The sequence below is a fragment of the Gordonia bronchialis DSM 43247 genome (genome assembly GCF_000024785.1).
In the GTDB taxonomy this organism is placed as follows: Bacteria; Actinomycetota; Actinomycetes; order Mycobacteriales; family Mycobacteriaceae; genus Gordonia; species Gordonia bronchialis.
The window spans coordinates 4,883,472-4,899,812 of the sequence record NC_013441.1; the positions used below are offsets into that span (position 1 = coordinate 4,883,472).

Sequence of the window (16,341 nt, forward strand, 5' to 3'; positions counted from 1 at the left end):
CCTGGCCAGACGACAGGGCCGTCGCGGAGACCGGACAGATCAGCGCGACGGCCCCCACGGGGACTGACTACCAGCCTCGGAAGTTGGTCAACGTCAACGGAGTCTGATCCGTCGGACCCTGGACGTAACGCTTCATGTAGGCCGTCTGCCAGCGGTTGTTCCACTGCGGGAGGGGCAACGGGAACCAGTAGCCGCTGTCGAGCCACATCTGTCCGAGCAACGGAACCGGCTGACGCGAGATGTCGTACCAGGTGCCGATCGGCGCATTGGTGAAGGTGCCGTAGTGCGATCCGGGGCCGCCACGCCTGCGTCCGTCGACGTAGAACGGGGCGACGTCGGTGCCGGCCTCCTTACCGCCGATGTAGAACTGGACCGACTTGCGGCCCAGGACAACCGCATAGTCGTGTTCTTTGTCGAGGTAGCTCGTCGGCAGCAGCCGGATCTGCGGAACGACCTCGCCCGCCTTCTTGGTCATCAGGAAGAAGCCGCGCGGGAAGTCCATGCCCAGCGCATTGATGATCGGTTTGGCGAGCGTGCTCGTGTTGGCCATGTAGGGGGTTGCCGTCGTTCCACATGAACCAGGCGATCTCGAGGCCGAGCGGGTCGATGCAGCGATTCGACACACCCCACCCGGTGCCGCCGACGCGCATCGTCATCGTCATACCCGGCTTGAAGATGGGCTTGGCGAGCATCTCCGCTTGTTGTACGGGAACAGGGCATGCGGGGTGTCGGGGATGCCGAACGTCACCCCGTTGGGCTTGCCGAACCGCGGCCGGCTGAAGCGACCGACGTGTTGCACCAGTCTCGCGGGACGGTCGCGAAGTTCTCGTCCATCTTGCGGGCCGGCCGCGGATCGTTCGTCCCGATGTATCCGGCGAAGGCGCGTGGCTGCAGTACCGCGCAGTTCGGAACGCCGTCGTCGACGCCGGGAACCTGGATGTTCGGGTCCGCGGCCGCCTGGCCCATCCCAGTCCACGCCAGCAGGCATGCCGTCGCGACGGCGACGGTGCCGTGCAGAAGTCGTCCCCGCCGCCGGGTGGCCGTGCGCCGGCCGGTCGTCGAGCATCTCATCGGTGGTCCGTTCGTCGTCCCTCCCGTCGATAAGTGATACACCACGTTGTCAGATTGCGCTCAGCGGGCAATCAGTTCGATCTCAGGAAACGCTCATATCGGGCATCTGGCCGCCGGGCGGCTCAACCGCTGGGTGCGGTCTGGTGCGGTCAGCGACCGTTACAATGGCCGACAGTGACAATGCACAGTTCTGTCGACGACGGTCGGCGTACACGGTTACGACCCGTGACGCCGATCGCTGAACTCACCCGATTCGGCGCCACCAGCGCGCACGCCGCGGCCGGTGTCGGACGATTCGTCGTCAACTCCGTCGGCGACCTCATCCGTGGCCGCGGAGTAAGCGCGGCGCGGGCGGCCCACGAGGTGCGGACCACCTTCGAGCACCTCGGTCCGACCTACGTGAAGCTCGGTCAGCTCATCGCGTCGAGTCCCGGGGTGTTCACCGAGACCCTGTCCACCGAGTTCGAGTCCCTGCTCGACCGTGTGCCCCCCGCCGATCCGGCCGTCGTGCGTGAACTGTTCATCCAAGAACTCGGCGACCCCCCGGAGAAGGTGTTCGCCACCTTCGATCCCGAACCCATCGCATCGGCCTCGATCGCCCAGGTACACACCGCGACCCTGCACAGCGGCGAGGATGTGGTGGTCAAGATCCAACGGCCCGGCATCTCCGAGCGACTCGCGCCCGACGTGGCGATCCTCGAACGCGTCGCCGGCCTCGCCGAGATCTCCGAGTACGGCCGGATGCTCAGCGCCCGGCATGTGGTGGAGGACTTCGCCACCGGCCTCGACGCCGAACTCGACTTCCGCAACGAGGCCGCCACCATGCGCGAGTGGTACGACTGCCTGCGCGACGGCCCCTTCGGGAACAGGGTGCGCGTCCCCGAGGTCTACGACGACCTCACGACCACCCGCGTACTCACGATGGAACGCATCTACGCCGTGCGCATCGACGACGCGGCCGCGGTGCGCGCCGCCGGCCACGACGGGGTGGCCCTGTGCCGCAATCTGCTTCTGTCCCTTCTCGAATCGGCTTTCCACGGCGGTCTGTTCCACGGTGATCTACACGCCGGCAACGTCCTCGTCGACGCCGACGGCGTCCTGGTGCTGCTCGACTTCGGCATCGTGGGCCGCTTCACCCCGCGAACCCGTCGCATCCTGCGGCAACTCGTCGTCGACCTGATCGTCCGCGGCGACTACGAATCGGCCGGACGTGCCATCTTCCTCCTCGGCGCGGTCCACAAGCCGGGGTCGACCGCGCGCGGTGCCGAGGACATCAAGAAGGTCACCACGCCGTTGTCGACCACCGATCTCGGTTCGATGTCCTACACCGACCTCGGTCGGCAACTCGCCGCCGTCGCCAAAGCGCACGACGCCCGCCTCCCCCGCGAGCTCGTCCTGGTGGGAAAGCAGTTGCTGTACGTCGAGAAGTACATGAAGCTGCTCGCACCGCGATGGAAAGCGATGTCGGACAAGGAGATCTACGGCTACATGGCCGGCATCCTCAAAGAGGCCGAACGCGATCGTCGCGACGACCGGGCCCGGCAGCGGTGATCGCCGGCACCCGTCCGTCATCACATGTATTCATCACCGGCGGTCGTCGAGCCGCCTATGTCCACACGGGTACCGGGGTTCGATGCCCTAGGGTGAGACCGTTGAGCTGATGCACAGGAGTCACAGATGAGACGTATCGGGCCGGCGCTGCTGGCGTTCTTCGGCGTTGCCTGCATCACCGCGGCCATCGCCATCCCCGCCTGGCTGGTCCCCCAGCTCCGGGTGGTCCCGCTCGATCTGGACATCGTGTCGGTCTCGACGACCGTGCCCGCCGACAACGCCACCGGCAATCGGTTCCCGGCGGTCATCTTCGACCGGTGCTCGGTCTCGGAGAACCGTGCCCGGACTCTCGAAGCGCACCTCACCCAGCAGCGCCGATCGGTCATCATCGAACCGTCAGATCGTCGGGAGGCCACCGTCCAGTCGGCGCAGTCGGTGCTCATCGACCGCGTGCGTGATGCCGACGGAAACGAGACCGCCCCCACCGTCGCACCGGCCGGCGACGAACGGCAGTGCAGCGACGGCCTGCTCACCGCGAGCATCGACCGGGTGTCGCTGAACCGCAAGACCTCCGTGCCCAACGGCACGGTCAGCATGCTGCAGCTCGAAGCCGCCCCGGAAGGGGTCGACCCCAAGACGGTCTCGGTGGATCTCGGTAAGCGGCAGGGCTTCCAGTACAAGTTCGGCTTCGACGTCCAGAAGCGCGAGTACTACTACTACGACCTCAACACGCGTCAGGACGCCCCGGCGAAGTTCGTCGACGAGAAGGTCATCAACGGGGTCAAGACCTACCACTTCGTCAGTGAGGTCCCGGAGAAGGATCTGTCCGAGCTGCCCAACGTCCAGGGCAACGCCGCGCTCGGCACGATGCTGACGATGCCGGCCCGCTGGTGGGGTATCACCGGCCGCGGCATCCGCCCCAACACCCCCATCGAGATGCACCGCTACGCCACCGCCACCCGCCACGTGTGGGTGGAACCGGAGACCGGCACCATCATCGACGGCCGCGAGGACCAGCACCAGTACTTCCGCTCGCCCGACCAGAGCGACGCCACCGCACAGCCGGTGCGTGACTTCCGGATGGATGCGCTGAAGGCGACGTTCCAGTGGGACGATGCGACCATCGCCAACCAGGCCGACAAGGCCAATCACTACAAGAACCTGCTCAAGCTCGGCGGGTTCTGGTTGCCACTGATCCTGGGCATTCTCGGCGTCGTGCTGCTCGCGGCCTGGGCGTTCCTGTTCTGGCGGGGCCGTCGGCGCGACGACACCCGACCCGACGACGGTGACGGCTTCGACGGCCGTGGACCCGACGACGACGGACCCGACGGACCGACCCGTGTCATCCCCCGGGACACCGACGACCGGCCCGGTGCCGGTGCTGCCGCCGGTGCCGGGGCCGCGACCGCGGTGATCGACCGGGATCGCCCGGCCGACCCCGACGCAACCGCACCTTCGGAGACCGCGCGGCCCGCCGGACTGAATCCGTGGGAGCGTCCGACCGAGCAGATCCCCAAGGTGTCCGGACCGCGGCACGCCGAATCCGGCGCCGACGACTTCGGCCCCGTCCACCGCGACACCCCCGCTTCGGACGCACCTGCCGACGACACCGCCACCCGGAACTCGGAGCGTCCGGCGGAGTAGCTTCTCCGGAATCTGTACATGTGGGCGCGGGCGGGGTGACCCCCGGGTCGGTCTGGCTCCGTGGTGCAGGTTTGGGCGTCGGGGCATCGTCGTCGAAACCTGTACGCACCGGCCTCCGCAGCCGCACTATCTACCCAGCCCGGCTGGCCAGTACAGGTCTCAGCGACGACGCCCCGACGGGCCTCCGGCACCCCGTCGAAGCCTGAACCCCTCAGCACCCGAAGCTGCGCTATCCGCCCGGGCCATCTCCCTAGTACAGATCTGACACCGGCCCGACGAACCGTGAGCGCCCCAGCCCACCCAGCCGCACTATCCACCCAGCCCGGCTCCCACGTACGGATTTCGCCGGGCCGGGACCCTGGTCCGGACAAAAAGGCGAGGCCGGTCACCCGAAGGTGACCGGCCTCGCCGACGTGTTCAGTTCAGCAGAACTGTTCGCCTCAGAAGAACGACGGGGCGAAGGTGGTCCGCCAGGACTGCTTGAAGTCGCTCTGCCAGTAGTCCCACCAGTGCACACCGTCGGGCTTGACGTTGGTGGTGAGCTTGACGCCCGGCACCAGTGCGATACGCGGGATGTAGAGCTGGGTGCTCACCGAAGCGGCGGTCTCCAGCGGAACCATCTGCGAGAAGCGGACCGGGTTGAAGTTGGGGCTGGTCGGGTTGACCGAGCTGTCGTAGCGGCTGCCGAGGCCGGTGCCCGACGACAGGTAGACGTAGTGGCCGGCGAGGTTGTTGGCACTCAGGAACGGATCGTTCTGGAACCACTGGCCGAGCGGGTAGACGCCCCACATGTTGTTGGCGTTGCCACCGGTCTGCGCGACGGCGACCTGGATGCCCTGGGTGAAGCCGGGCATGGTGACGGTCGGGTAGCCGCTGTAGGAGGCCACCGCCTGATAGAAGCCGGGGTGGCGCGATGCGAGGTTCAGCGCCGAGGTGCCCGACATCGACAGTCCGGCGATACCGTTGCGACGGTTGTCGCTGCCGTGACGCGCCGCCATGTAGCGCGGCAGTTCACGGGTGAGGAAGGTCTCCCACTTGTTCAGGCCCAGCGCCGGATCGCGCTGCTCCCAGTCGGTGTAAAAGCTGCCGGCACCGCCGAACGGGATGGCGACGTTGGCGCCCTTGCCGTTGAGCCACCGCGCGACGTCGGTGTTTATCAGCCAGCCGTTGTTGTTGTTCGGCGCACGCAGCCCGTCGAGCAGGTACAGCGTCGGCTTGTTCGATCCGCCGGCCGAGATGATGCACACCGGGATGGTGCGGTGCATGGCGTTGGACCGGACGTTCTCGACGGTGCAGCCGTTGGCAGCCGAGGCCTGCGGGGCGGCGACCAGCGTCGCACCCGACACGGCCAGCAAGGCCACGAGTCCGGCGACAAGACGCTTACGGGCGCGTGTCAGCATTCGTTTTTTCCTTACGATCCTTGGAGACCCTGAGGCGGGCCTGCATCAGAGGGCATTCGTTGAGGGGATTGTATTGGCCCCTCGTCGGGTCTGGACCCGTCGTGAGGCAGTGTAACGGCTCGATAACGCACCGGCAAAGGCGAGGACGCGGCCGAAGCGGATTACCAGTGTGACACCGGACACGTCGGCGACGACGTGACCAGCGTGGATCGACCGCAGTCCGAGAGTCCGCCGCCGAGCCTGAGAATTTCGGGCGGGCAGCGTCGTCGTGCCGTTACGGAATTGCGTCGGCTTCGGTGACCCACGCCCTAGGCTGGCTGGCGTGAACCTCAGCGAGTACCTCGCCCTCGACGCCACCGCCCTCGCCGATCTCGTCGCCCGCGGCGAGGTCACGCCGACCGAACTGCTCGCCCTCGCGCGACAGCGGGCCGACGCCGTCAATCCCTCCTTGAACGCCATCGTCGTGCGCACCGACGCCGGCGCCGACGAACAGGTGGCCGACGCCTCGCGGCTCACCGGTTCCCTCGCCGGCGTGCCGTTCCTCATCAAGGACCTCGGCCAGGACTATCGCGGCTATCCGACGTCGTCGGGTTCGCGCTCGCTGCGCAACCACGTCGCCACCGAGAACGCGACCGTGGTGCAACGGTTCCTCGACGCCGGGCTGGTCATCTTCGGCAAGACCAACACCCCCGAGTTCGGGTCCAAGGGCATCACCGAGCCCGAACTGTGGGGTCCCGCGCACAACCCCTGGAATCTCGGGCACACACCCGGCGGCTCGTCGGGCGGTAGCGCCGCCGCGGTCGCGGCGGGCATCGTCCCGGCCGCGGGCGCCAATGACGGCGGCGGATCGATCCGTATCCCGGCGGGCTGCAACGGACTCGTCGGTCTGAAGCCGACGCGCGGTCTCACCCCGTTCGGCCCGACGGGCGGCGAACCCCTCTTCGGCATGGCCGTCGAGGGCACCGTCACGCGGACCGTGCGCGACGCGGCAGCCATCTATGACGCGATCGCCGGCCCGACCCCGTCGTCGGTGTATCCCACACCCGCCCACGACGTCGCGTTCACCACCCAGATCACCGAACGACCCAAGGGGCTGCGCATCGGGTATTCGACGGTGTCGGCGATCAACCCGAACCCGCACCCCGAGGCAGTGGCGGCGGTGGAACGTGCGGCGTCGTTGCTCACCGAGCTGGGCCACCACGTCGAGGAGGTGGCCCCACCCCAGGACGATGCCGCGCTGAGCCGCGATTTCCTCACCATCTGGTTCGCCAAGGCCGCCGCGCACGTCGACGAGGCCCGACGCCTGACCGGTGCGACCAACGCCGACTTCGAGGCCGACACCCTCGCCGTTGCCGAACTCGGCCGGGCGGCCGGGGTGGTCGCCGCCTTCACCGCAGTCGACAACATCAACAACCACGTCCTCGCGCTGGAAACCTTCCATCAGACCTACGACTATCTGTTGACACCCACGCTCGCGACCCCGCCCCTGCGAATCGGGGAGACCACCACGCCGGCCGCCCTGCAACGCGCCTCGCGGGTGATCGCCCGCGTGCATGCCGGCTCGCTACTCGCGCGGGCCGGACTGATCGACGACCTCATCACCCAGAGCCTCGGCTGGGTGCCCTACACCCAGCTCGCGAATCTGACCGGCCGGCCGGCGATCAGCGTGCCGCTGCACTGGACGGCCGACGGATTGCCGCTCGGCGTGCAGTTCGTCGGGCGGCTGGGCTCCGACGGCGATCTGCTCGCCCTGGCCGCGGCGCTCGAGGAGGCGCAGCCGTGGTTCGGCCGATACGCCGACATCTCCGTCTGACTCGCCCCGAGTGGTGTGTCCCGGACCACTACTCTTATCTCAACCAACACGAGGGGAGTTGCGTTGTCTGAGCAGCAGGCCGACGCAGTGGTCGTCGGCGCCGGGCTCGCGGGCCTGGTCGCCACCTATGAACTGACGCAGGCGGGCCGCAAGGTCATCGTCGTCGACCAGGAGAACCGCAACAATCTCGGCGGACAGGCGTTCTGGTCATTGGGCGGACTGTTCCTGGTGGACAGCCCCGAGCAGCGTCGTCTGGGTATCCACGATTCGGCCGAGCTGGCGTTGCAGGACTGGATGGGATCGGCCGGCTTCGACCGCGACGACGAGGATTTCTGGCCGCGCCAGTGGGCGCGCGCCTACGTGGAGTTCGCCGCCACCGAGAAGCGCCAGTATCTACACGACCTCGGTCTGCGCATCACCCCGGTCGTCGGCTGGGCCGAACGCGGCGGCGGTTTCGCCGACGGGCACGGCAACTCGGTCCCACGGTTTCATCTCACCTGGGGCACCGGCCCAGAGGTGGTGCGCGTCTTCGCCGAGCCCGTCCTCGAGGCCGAAGCACGCGGCCTGGTCGAGTTCCGGTTCCGCCACCAGGTCGACGACCTTATCGTCGACGGCGACCAGGAGTCGGGCACCGTCGTCGGTGTACGCGGTTCGCTCCTGGCCCCCACCGACCTCGAGCGGGGACGTGCGTCCAGCCGGGATGTGGTGGGCGACTTCGAGATCCGGGCCGACGCCGTCATCGTCACCACCGGCGGCATCGGACACAACCATGAGCTGATCCGACGCAACTGGCCCACCGAACGCCTCGGTCCGGCACCGGAGACGATGATCTCCGGTGTCCCCGCGCACGTCGACGGCCGCATGCTCGGGATCGCCGAGGATGCCGGCGCGAGCATCGTCAACCGCGACCGCATGTGGCATTACACCGAGGGCATCCACAACTGGGACCCCATCTGGCCCGACCACGCGATCCGCATCATCCCCGGACCGTCGTCGCTGTGGCTCGACGCCAACGGAAACCGTTTGGCCCCACCGAATTTCCCCGGTTTCGACACCAATTCGACGATGAAGGCCATCCTGGCCACCGGTTACGACTACTCGTGGTTCATCCTCACCCAGACCATCATCGAGAAGGAGTTCGCGCTGTCGGGGTCCGAGCAGAATCCCGACATCACCAGCAAGGACCTGAAATTCGCGGTCAAGAGCCGCCTCGCCAAGGGCGCACCCGGCCCGGTGGACGCCTTCAAACGCAACGGCGTCGACTTCGTGGTCGCCGACAATCTGCCCGAACTTGTCACCGGCATGAACGCGATCGCCCGCGGACCCGACCTCGACCTGCAGCAGGTGGAGCGGGTGATCTCGGCACGAGATGCCCAGCTGGACAACAAGTATTCCAAAGACGCCCAGATCATGGCGATCACCAACGCCCGGCAGTACCTGGGCGACAAGGTGGTCCGGGTGGCCAAACCGCACCGCTTGCTCGACCCGGCGCACGGCCCGCTGATCGCGGTGCGCCTCAACATCCTCACCCGAAAGACGTTGGGCGGCTTGGAGACCAACCTCGACGCGCAGGTGATGCGCCCCGACGGCACCGCCTTCGACGGTTTGTACGCCGCGGGCGAGGTCGCCGGGTTCGGCGGCGGCGGCGTGCACGGCTACAACGCGCTCGAGGGAACCTTCCTCGGCGGGTGCATCTTTTCCGGCCGGGCGGCGGGGCGGGCGGTGGCGCGCCTGTAACGCCGTCGATCATCGTCGCATCAGGTCACCGTCGCGTGTAGATCAGCAGCGCCACACCACTGTCGAAGGTCCGCGCCGAGCGCAACCGGAATCGGTCGAGTACCGGCCCGGAGCCGGCGGGCAGATCGAAGAGCGGTACGCCGGTACCGATGATGACCGGGTTGAGTTTCAGGTGGATCTCGTCGACCTCCTCATGTAGCGCACCGGCCAGCGATCCGCCACCGCACAGCCAGATGTCGCGTCCCGGTTCGGCTTTCAGCGCACGGACCCGTTCGAGCGCGTTCGACGCCACCAGTTCCACACCGGGATCGTCGATGGCCCCCAACGTCGACGAGAAGACCAGGTGCCGAAGATGCGGATAGGCGTTGGTGATGCCGATGTCCAGCCCCTTCTCGTAGCTGCCCCGGCCTTCCAGCACGGTGTCGAAGTGGCGGGGTTCGACACCGTCGACGCCGAGCATCTCCCGGACGTGATGCGGGATCATCTCCGGGTACTCGTTCATCAGAGGCTCGGCGTGGTCGCCGGTCAGCTCGAAGATCGTGCCCGACGGATCGGAACGGTCTGGACCGGCGATGTACCCGTCGATTGTCGACGCCACCAGATAGATGAGTTTGCGCATAACAGATGGCCTCCGTTCGCGTAGGTCGGTGCGATCGTTGCCGCAGACCGTCGACCATGGTGGCAGAACATGCACAGGGGGGGAAATCAGTTTCTCGTCCATGGCCGAAAAGGGTTGCCTCACCTACGCATTCATGCCGGTGGCACGCCGGGCACAGATGCCGACGGTGGTCCGCTAGGGTGGAACCGTGCCGGTGCCGCAGACCATCCTCACGCGGAAGACCCGTTCCGCGATCTTCGTGGTGCTCGTCATCAACGACGGCGGTGAGCAGACCGTCCGCGATTTCCTCGAAGACGTGCCGAGCCTGACAAACGCGGTCTCCTCCCGAGCGCCGGAAGCCGCGCTGGCGGGCATCGTGTCCATCGGATCGGACGCCTGGGACCGGCTTTTCGACGGTCCGCGACCGCGTTCGCTGCGCCCCTTCGTGCCCTACGAGGGTGAGGTGCACACCGCGCCGGCCACCCCTGCAGATCTGTTGTTGCACATCAAGGCCGATCAGCTCGACCTCTGTTTCGAACTCGGCCGCAAGTTCACCGAAACCCTCGGTGACGCGGTGACCGTCGTCGACGAGGTGCACGGCTTCCGCTATTTCGATCTGCGCGACCTCATCGGGTTCGTCGACGGCACCGAGAACCCGGTCGGGCAGGCCGCCATCGACGCGATCACCGTCGGCGACGACGACCCCGACTTCACCGGCGGCAGTTACGTCGCGATCCAGCGCTACATCCACGACCTCGGGGCGTGGAACGCGCTGAGCACCGAGGATCAGGAAGACGCGATCGGACGCACCAAACTCGACAACGTCGAGATGGCCGACGACGTCAAACCCACCAACTCGCATATCGCGCTCAACGTCGTCGAAGACGAGAGCGGCGAGGAGATCGACGTGGTCCGCGACAACATGCCCTACGGGGACGTGTCGGGTGCTGGTGAATGCGGGACTTTCTACATCGCGTACTCGGCCGGTCCGGATGTCACCGAGGAGATGCTGCGCAAGATGTTCATCGGCGATCCGCCCGGCAACTACGACCGCCTCCTCGACTTCACCACCGCCGTCACCGGATCGCAGTTCTTCGCACCGACAATGGATTTCCTCGAGGATCTGCCGCCGGCACCACCCACCGACGACGTCGAGTCACCGCCGGAGCGTGTCCGCCCCGCCGACGGCTCGCTGGGCATCGGCTCCCTGCACTGACCTCACAGAACCGACCCCGCCCGCATCGACCCCACCCGCATCGACCCAGGAGTGACCGCCATGAACAACCTGCACCGCGAACTCGCACCGATCTCCGACGCGGCGTGGCACGAGATCGAGGAGGAGGCGGCGCGGTCGTTCAAGCGCAACAGCGCCGGCCGTCGTCTCGTCGACGTCAAGGGGCCGCTGGGTCTCGACACCGCGTCGGTGACGCTGGGTCACCGCTCCAAGATCGACGCACCCGCTGACGGCATCCAGGCCTTCACCCGGCACACGCAGTCGCTGGTGGAGCTGAAGGTGCCGTTCACCGTGACCCGGGAAGCCATCGACGACGTGGATCGCGGCGCACAGGATTCCGACTGGGATCCGGTGGTCGACGCGGCCCGCGACCTCGCACTCGCCGAAGACCGCGCCATCTTCGAGAGCTACGCAGCCGCCGGGATCAGTGGCATCCGCTCCGCCGCGACGGCCACCCCCATCGTGCTGCCCGAGGACGTCCGCGACTATCCGGAGGCGTTCAGCGCCGCGCTGTCCACACTGAAGCTCGCCTCGGTCGACGGCCCGTATTCGATCGCTCTCGCGGCCGACGTCTACAACCTGGTCAACGAGACGTCGAACCACGGTTACCCGGTCCGCGAGCACATCCAGCGCCTCATCGACGGCGACATCGTCTGGGCTCCCGCCATCACCGGTGCGTTTGTTCTCAGTACCCGGGGCGGCGACTTCGAGCTCACCATCGGTCAGGACGTGTCCATCGGCTACGACTCGCACGACGCCGACACCGTGAACCTCTACTTCCAGGAGTCCTTCACCTTCCTCGCCTACACCGGCGAGGCGGCGGTTCCGCTGGTGCCGGCGAGCTGAGTTGGCGGGTCCTCCCGGCTGGTTGGGTCATCGCTGCCGGCTTCCTTCTGCCGGTAGAGCCCGGTTCAGCCGGCACGAGCGAGCGCAGCGAGTCCGAGCCACTTCGAAACCACCGGCGAGCCGACCACGTGCGCTACCCCGGCAAAGTCGTCGCCAGCTCCGGCCGGATGGGAAACCTCTCGCCGTTGTCCGACCGACTTGCTAGCGTCGTCGAAGTGGCCAGCCCATGTTGACCCGACTCATCCGCACCTATCTGCAGCGGTACCGCACCAACATGGCGGCCGTCGTGGCACTGCAGCTCGTCGCCACGGCCGCGATGCTCTATCTGCCGACGCTGAACGCCGACATCATCGACAACGGCGTCGCCCGTGGCGACACCGACTACATCCTGCGCATCGGCGGATGGATGCTGGCCATCACCATCGCGCAGGTGGTGTGCACCATCGTCGCGCAGTACTTCGGGGCGCGTGCCGCGCTCGGCGCCGGCCGTGACATCCGGCACGATCTGCTCCACCGCATCAACACCTACTCGGCGCGGGAGGTCGGGCGGTTCGGTGCACCGTCGTTGATCACCCGCACCACCAACGACGTCCAGCAGGTTCAGCTGCTCATCGTGATGAGCACCGTGATCCTCGTGATGGCGCCGATCATGTGCATCGGCGGCATCGCGATGGGCATCCACGTCGCCCCCGGGCTGTCCTGGGTACTCGTGGTCGCGGTTCCGGTGCTGGGTCTGACGATGGCGTTCATCATCGCGCGCATGATCCCGGGGTTCCAAGCCATGCAGGAGCGGATCGACAAGATCAATCTGGTGATGCGCGAACAGATCACCGGCATCCGCGTGGTCCGCGCCTTCGTCCGGGAACGCTTCGAGATGCAGCGGTTCTCGGTGGCCAACGACTCGCTCGCCGACGCCAGCCTGCGGGTCGGGCGGATGATGGCGCTGATGTTCCCCGCTGTCATGCTGATCAGCAACGTCACCATCGTCTCGATCATCTGGATCGGCGGGCACAAGGTCGCCGACGGCAGCGTCGAGATCGGCGCGCTCACCGCGATGATGAGTTATGTCGTGCAGATCATGATGTCGGTGATGATGGCGTCGTTCCTGGCGATGATGGCGCCGCGCGCCACCGTCTGCGCGGAACGAATCTGTGAGGTCCTCGACACCGAGACCTCCGTTCGTCCACCCGCCCACCCGGTTTCGTTCGCATCGTCGCCGAGCTCGGTGTCCTTCCGCGACGCCGAGTTCCGCTACCCGGGCGCCGACGACCCGGTGCTGTGTGACATCTCGTTCACCACCGAACGCGGCACCACCACGGCGATCGTCGGTTCCACCGGGTCGGGTAAGACCACGCTGATCGGCCTCGTACCGCGCCTCATCGACACCACCTCGGGCGCTGTTCTCATCGGCGGCACCGATGTCCGCGAGGTCGACCCGGACGTCTTGCGCAGCGCCATCGGCCTTGTGCCGCAACGGCCCTACCTGTTCTCCGGGACGGTCGCCACCAATGTGCGGCACGGCAAACCGGACGCCTCCGACGACGAGATCTGGGAGGCGTTGCGCATCGCGCAGGCCGAGGACTTCGTACGTGCGATGCCCGAGGGCCTCGACACCCCCATCGCCCAGGGCGGCACCACGGTGTCCGGCGGGCAGCGGCAGCGCCTCGCCATTGCCCGCGCGCTGATCCGCCGCCCCGGGGTGTACCTGTTCGACGACTCGTTCTCCGCGCTGGATCTCACCACCGACGCCCGGTTGCGCGCCGCATTGGGGCCGGTCACTACCGATGCTGCGGTGATTGTTGTGGCGCAACGCATCTCGACCATCGTCGACGCCGACCAGATCGTCGTCCTGGATCGTGGGCGCGTCGTCGGCCTCGGACGGCACGATGAGCTGCTCGCCGGGTGCGAGACCTACGCCGAGATCGCGGAATCCCAACTGGCCCTGCAGGAGGGATCATGACACGCCCCGGCGGTCCGATGATGGGCGGACCCGTCGAGAAGCCACGCTCCTTCGGTCCGTCGGTGAAGCGGCTCGTCCGGCTGCTGGCGTCGTATCGCATCGCGATGATGGTGGTGCTCGCGTCCATCGTCGGGTCGGTGATCCTGGTGGCGATCGGACCGCGCGTGCTCGGCCACGCCACCGACCTCGTCTTCGACGGTGTGGTCGGCAAGATGTTGCCGGCCGGGGTCACCAAGGAGCAGGCCGTCGATGGGCTGCGTGCCCGCGGTGACGGCACCTTCGCCGACATGGTCTCGTCGATGGACGTGACCCCCGGCGTCGGAGTGGATTTCGGCGACGTCGGCCGGGTGCTGCTGATCGTGCTGGCCCTCTACGTCGCGTCGTCGTTCCTGGCCTGGCTGGCCGGCTACCTGCTGAACATCGCGGTGGTCGGGACCATCCGCGGGCTACGGGCCGACGTGGAGGCCAAGATCCATCGACTTCCGTTGCGCTACTACGATTCCACCCCGCGCGGTGATCTTCTCAGTCGCGTGACCAACGACCTGGACAATCTGTCACAGAGCCTGCAGCAGACCATCTCCCAGTTCCTCAACTCGGTGCTGACGGTGATCGCGCTGCTGGTGGTGATGATCTGGATCTCGCCGCTGCTGGCGCTGATCGCGGTGGTGACCGTGCCGCTGGCGTTTGTCGCGACGGCATTCATCGCCAAACGATCCAAGCCTCATTTCATGTCGCAGTGGGCGTCGACGGGTGCGCTCAACGCGCAGGTGGAAGAGGCGTTCACCGGCCACGAACTGGTCAAGGCCTTCGGACGCCAGGCCGAGATCGAGGCGACCTTCGACGAGCGCAACGAGAAGCTCTACCAATCGAGTTGGCGTGCCCAGTTCATCTCCGGCGCCATCATGCCGACCATCATGTTCCTCGGGAATCTGAATTACGTGGCCGTCGCGGTGGTCGGCGGGCTGCGGGTGGCGTCGGGGTCACTGAGTCTTGGTGAGGTACAGGCGTTCATCCAGTACTCCCGGCAGTTCACCCAGCCGCTCACCCAGATCGGTTCGATGATCAACCTGATGCAGAGTGGCGTCGCATCGGCCGAGCGGATCTTCGACATCCTCGACGCCCCGGAACAATCCCCCGACGACCCCAAACCGCTGACCCCGCAAGATGATCACGGGCTCATCGAGTTCGACGACGTCAGTTTCCGCTACGTCGACGACAAACCACTCATCGACAACCTGAGCCTGGTGGCGCGGCCCGGCCACATGGTGGCCATCGTCGGGCCGACGGGCGCCGGCAAGACCACCCTGGTGAATCTGCTCATGCGGTTCTACGACGTCGATTCCGGCGTCATCCGGGTCGACGGCATCGACTCGCGCCGCATGACCCGTGACGACCTGCGGGAACGCACCGGCATGGTGCTGCAGGACTCGTGGCTCTTCGGCGGCACCATCTACGACAACATCGCCTACGGCGATCCCACCGCTTCACGCGAGGAGGTTATCGAGGCCGCGCAGTTGAGCCACGTCGATCACTTCGTCCGGACGCTGCCCGACGGCTACGACACCATCCTCGACGACGAGGGTGGCGGTGTGAGTGCCGGTGAGCGACAGCTCATCACGATCGCGCGCGCGTTCCTGGCCAAGCCGACGATCCTCATCCTCGACGAGGCCACCAGCTCGGTGGACACCCGCACCGAGCTGCTCATCCAGCAGGCGATGGCCAACCTGCGCACCGACCGCACGAGTTTCGTGATCGCACATCGGCTTTCGACGATCCGCGACGCCGACGTCATCGTGGTGATGGAGGACGGGCACATCGTCGAGCAGGGCAACCACGACGAGCTGCTCGCCGCCGGTGGTGCGTATTGCCGGCTGTACCAGAGCCAGTTCGCCCGGGGCGCTGGAAGACGGTTAGCTTCCGAAGGAGCCGTTGCCGTCGCCTGCGATGACAGCGGTCGCGACGCCGTAGAGGTCGCGGCTGCCGTTGCACACGGTCAGCACCGCGTAGAAGCCGCGGGGCAGGTCGGTGAACGTGTGGGTGGCCGTACCCTCGCGGTCGGCTACGCGAATCGGGTCCAACCGGGTGATCAGGTTGTTGGCGATCACCTTCTCGAGGAGTGTGGCGATGTCGGGATCCGCACCGCGGAGTACCGCGAGGATGTCCGGCCCGAGCACAGGGAGCGCGCGCAGGACGTCCACCACCGCCGTCGCGCAGGAGCCCGGCAGCACCACCACCCGCGGTACCCCGGTCGCCCGATACGTGATGTCGTTGCCCTCGACCGTGACCTGGTACCCGATGCCCTCGCTGCGCTCGAAGCTCAGGAGGTCGGCGCTGCCGCTACTACCGACGACCGGATGTCGTTGGGGTGCGGCCTGCGCCACTGCTGGCACAGCGGTCACGATGAGGAGCAGTCCACCGAGGACCACCAGTAGGCGCATGGGTGAAATATGAACGAACACAGTGCGATTCATCGCAGTTCCTGTTCGG

At 67.0% G+C, this 16,341-nt stretch carries 12 protein-coding genes; 8 read left to right on the top strand and 4 right to left on the bottom strand.

Annotation, left to right across the window (positions count from 1 at the left end; all coding sequences use genetic code 11):
- Positions 1-67: 67 nt before the first annotated feature.
- The gene (locus GBRO_RS27240; protein WP_012836172.1) at positions 68-550 is read right to left on the bottom strand and encodes a hypothetical protein; all 483 of its coding nucleotides are present in this window, start codon (positions 548-550) and stop codon (positions 68-70) included.
- Between the two features lie 194 nt (positions 551-744).
- Positions 745-1,071, bottom strand: a complete 327-nt coding sequence (locus GBRO_RS27245) for a hypothetical protein (protein ID WP_223372788.1) — start codon at positions 1,069-1,071, stop codon at positions 745-747.
- Between the two features lie 174 nt (positions 1,072-1,245).
- Here GBRO_RS27245 and GBRO_RS22610 point away from each other — a divergent pair, with 174 nt between their 5' ends.
- Both GBRO_RS22610 and GBRO_RS22615 read left to right on the top strand, forming a co-directional pair.
- The gene (locus tag GBRO_RS22610; protein WP_041920049.1) at positions 1,246-2,622 is read left to right on the top strand and encodes an ABC1 kinase family protein; all 1,377 of its coding nucleotides are present in this window, start codon (positions 1,246-1,248) and stop codon (positions 2,620-2,622) included.
- A 126-nt stretch (positions 2,623-2,748) separates the two neighbouring features.
- Positions 2,749-4,266: a DUF3068 domain-containing protein gene (locus GBRO_RS22615; RefSeq protein ID WP_012836175.1), complete on the top strand. Its 1,518-nt coding sequence runs from the start codon at positions 2,749-2,751 to the stop codon at positions 4,264-4,266.
- A 440-nt stretch (positions 4,267-4,706) separates the two neighbouring features.
- Here GBRO_RS22615 and GBRO_RS22620 read toward each other — a convergent pair whose 3' ends face one another.
- Entirely contained in the window at positions 4,707-5,666 is a 960-nt protein-coding gene (locus GBRO_RS22620) for an alpha/beta hydrolase (protein WP_012836176.1), read from the bottom strand.
- A 322-nt stretch (positions 5,667-5,988) separates the two neighbouring features.
- Between GBRO_RS22620 and GBRO_RS22625 the strand changes: the two genes are divergently transcribed.
- Both GBRO_RS22625 and GBRO_RS22630 read left to right on the top strand, forming a co-directional pair.
- Positions 5,989-7,479: an amidase gene (locus tag GBRO_RS22625; protein WP_012836177.1), complete on the top strand. Its 1,491-nt coding sequence runs from the start codon at positions 5,989-5,991 to the stop codon at positions 7,477-7,479.
- Positions 7,480-7,542: 63 nt separating this feature from the next.
- Positions 7,543-9,216 carry an FAD-binding dehydrogenase gene (locus GBRO_RS22630; RefSeq protein WP_012836178.1) on the top strand — a complete coding sequence of 558 codons (1,674 nt, stop codon included), beginning with the start codon at positions 7,543-7,545 and terminating at the stop codon, positions 9,214-9,216.
- 25 nt (positions 9,217-9,241) lie between these two features.
- On the opposite strand, the gene GBRO_RS22635 is transcribed toward GBRO_RS22630, so the two are convergent.
- The gene (locus GBRO_RS22635; RefSeq protein ID WP_012836179.1) at positions 9,242-9,835 is read right to left on the bottom strand and encodes a dihydrofolate reductase family protein; all 594 of its coding nucleotides are present in this window, start codon (positions 9,833-9,835) and stop codon (positions 9,242-9,244) included.
- 187 nt (positions 9,836-10,022) lie between these two features.
- On the opposite strand from GBRO_RS22635, the gene GBRO_RS22640 reads away from it, so the two are divergent.
- From GBRO_RS22640 to GBRO_RS22655, 4 genes are all read left to right on the top strand, one after another.
- The gene (locus tag GBRO_RS22640; RefSeq protein ID WP_012836180.1) at positions 10,023-11,030 is read left to right on the top strand and encodes a Dyp-type peroxidase; all 1,008 of its coding nucleotides are present in this window, start codon (positions 10,023-10,025) and stop codon (positions 11,028-11,030) included.
- Between the two features lie 60 nt (positions 11,031-11,090).
- Entirely contained in the window at positions 11,091-11,894 is an 804-nt protein-coding gene (locus tag GBRO_RS22645; RefSeq protein WP_012836181.1) for a family 1 encapsulin nanocompartment shell protein, read from the top strand.
- Positions 11,895-12,120: 226 nt separating this feature from the next.
- Positions 12,121-13,854, top strand: a complete 1,734-nt coding sequence (locus GBRO_RS22650) for an ABC transporter ATP-binding protein (protein WP_012836182.1) — start codon at positions 12,121-12,123, stop codon at positions 13,852-13,854.
- Positions 13,851-16,286: an ABC transporter ATP-binding protein gene (locus tag GBRO_RS22655; RefSeq protein WP_012836183.1), complete on the top strand. Its 2,436-nt coding sequence runs from the start codon at positions 13,851-13,853 to the stop codon at positions 16,284-16,286. The genes GBRO_RS22650 and GBRO_RS22655 overlap by 4 nt, the downstream gene beginning before the upstream one ends.
- Positions 16,287-16,341 lie beyond the last annotated feature (55 nt).

Excerpts from the sequence above, each read along its gene's own strand:
- GBRO_RS27240 (WP_012836172.1), bottom strand. The coding sequence starts at position 550 with ATGGCCAACACGAGCACGCTCGCCAAACCGATCATCAATGCGCTGGGC.
- GBRO_RS27245 (WP_223372788.1), bottom strand. The coding sequence starts at position 1,071 with ATGAGATGCTCGACGACCGGCCGGCGCACGGCCACCCGGCGGCGGGGA.
- GBRO_RS22615 (WP_012836175.1), top strand. The coding sequence starts at position 2,749 with ATGAGACGTATCGGGCCGGCGCTGCTGGCGTTCTTCGGCGTTGCCTGC.
- GBRO_RS22620 (WP_012836176.1), bottom strand. The coding sequence starts at position 5,666 with ATGCTGACACGCGCCCGTAAGCGTCTTGTCGCCGGACTCGTGGCCTTG.
- GBRO_RS22635 (WP_012836179.1), bottom strand. The coding sequence starts at position 9,835 with ATGCGCAAACTCATCTATCTGGTGGCGTCGACAATCGACGGGTACATC.
- GBRO_RS22645 (WP_012836181.1), top strand. The coding sequence starts at position 11,091 with ATGAACAACCTGCACCGCGAACTCGCACCGATCTCCGACGCGGCGTGG.
- GBRO_RS22650 (WP_012836182.1), top strand. The coding sequence starts at position 12,121 with ATGTTGACCCGACTCATCCGCACCTATCTGCAGCGGTACCGCACCAAC.
- GBRO_RS22655 (WP_012836183.1), top strand. The coding sequence starts at position 13,851 with ATGACACGCCCCGGCGGTCCGATGATGGGCGGACCCGTCGAGAAGCCA.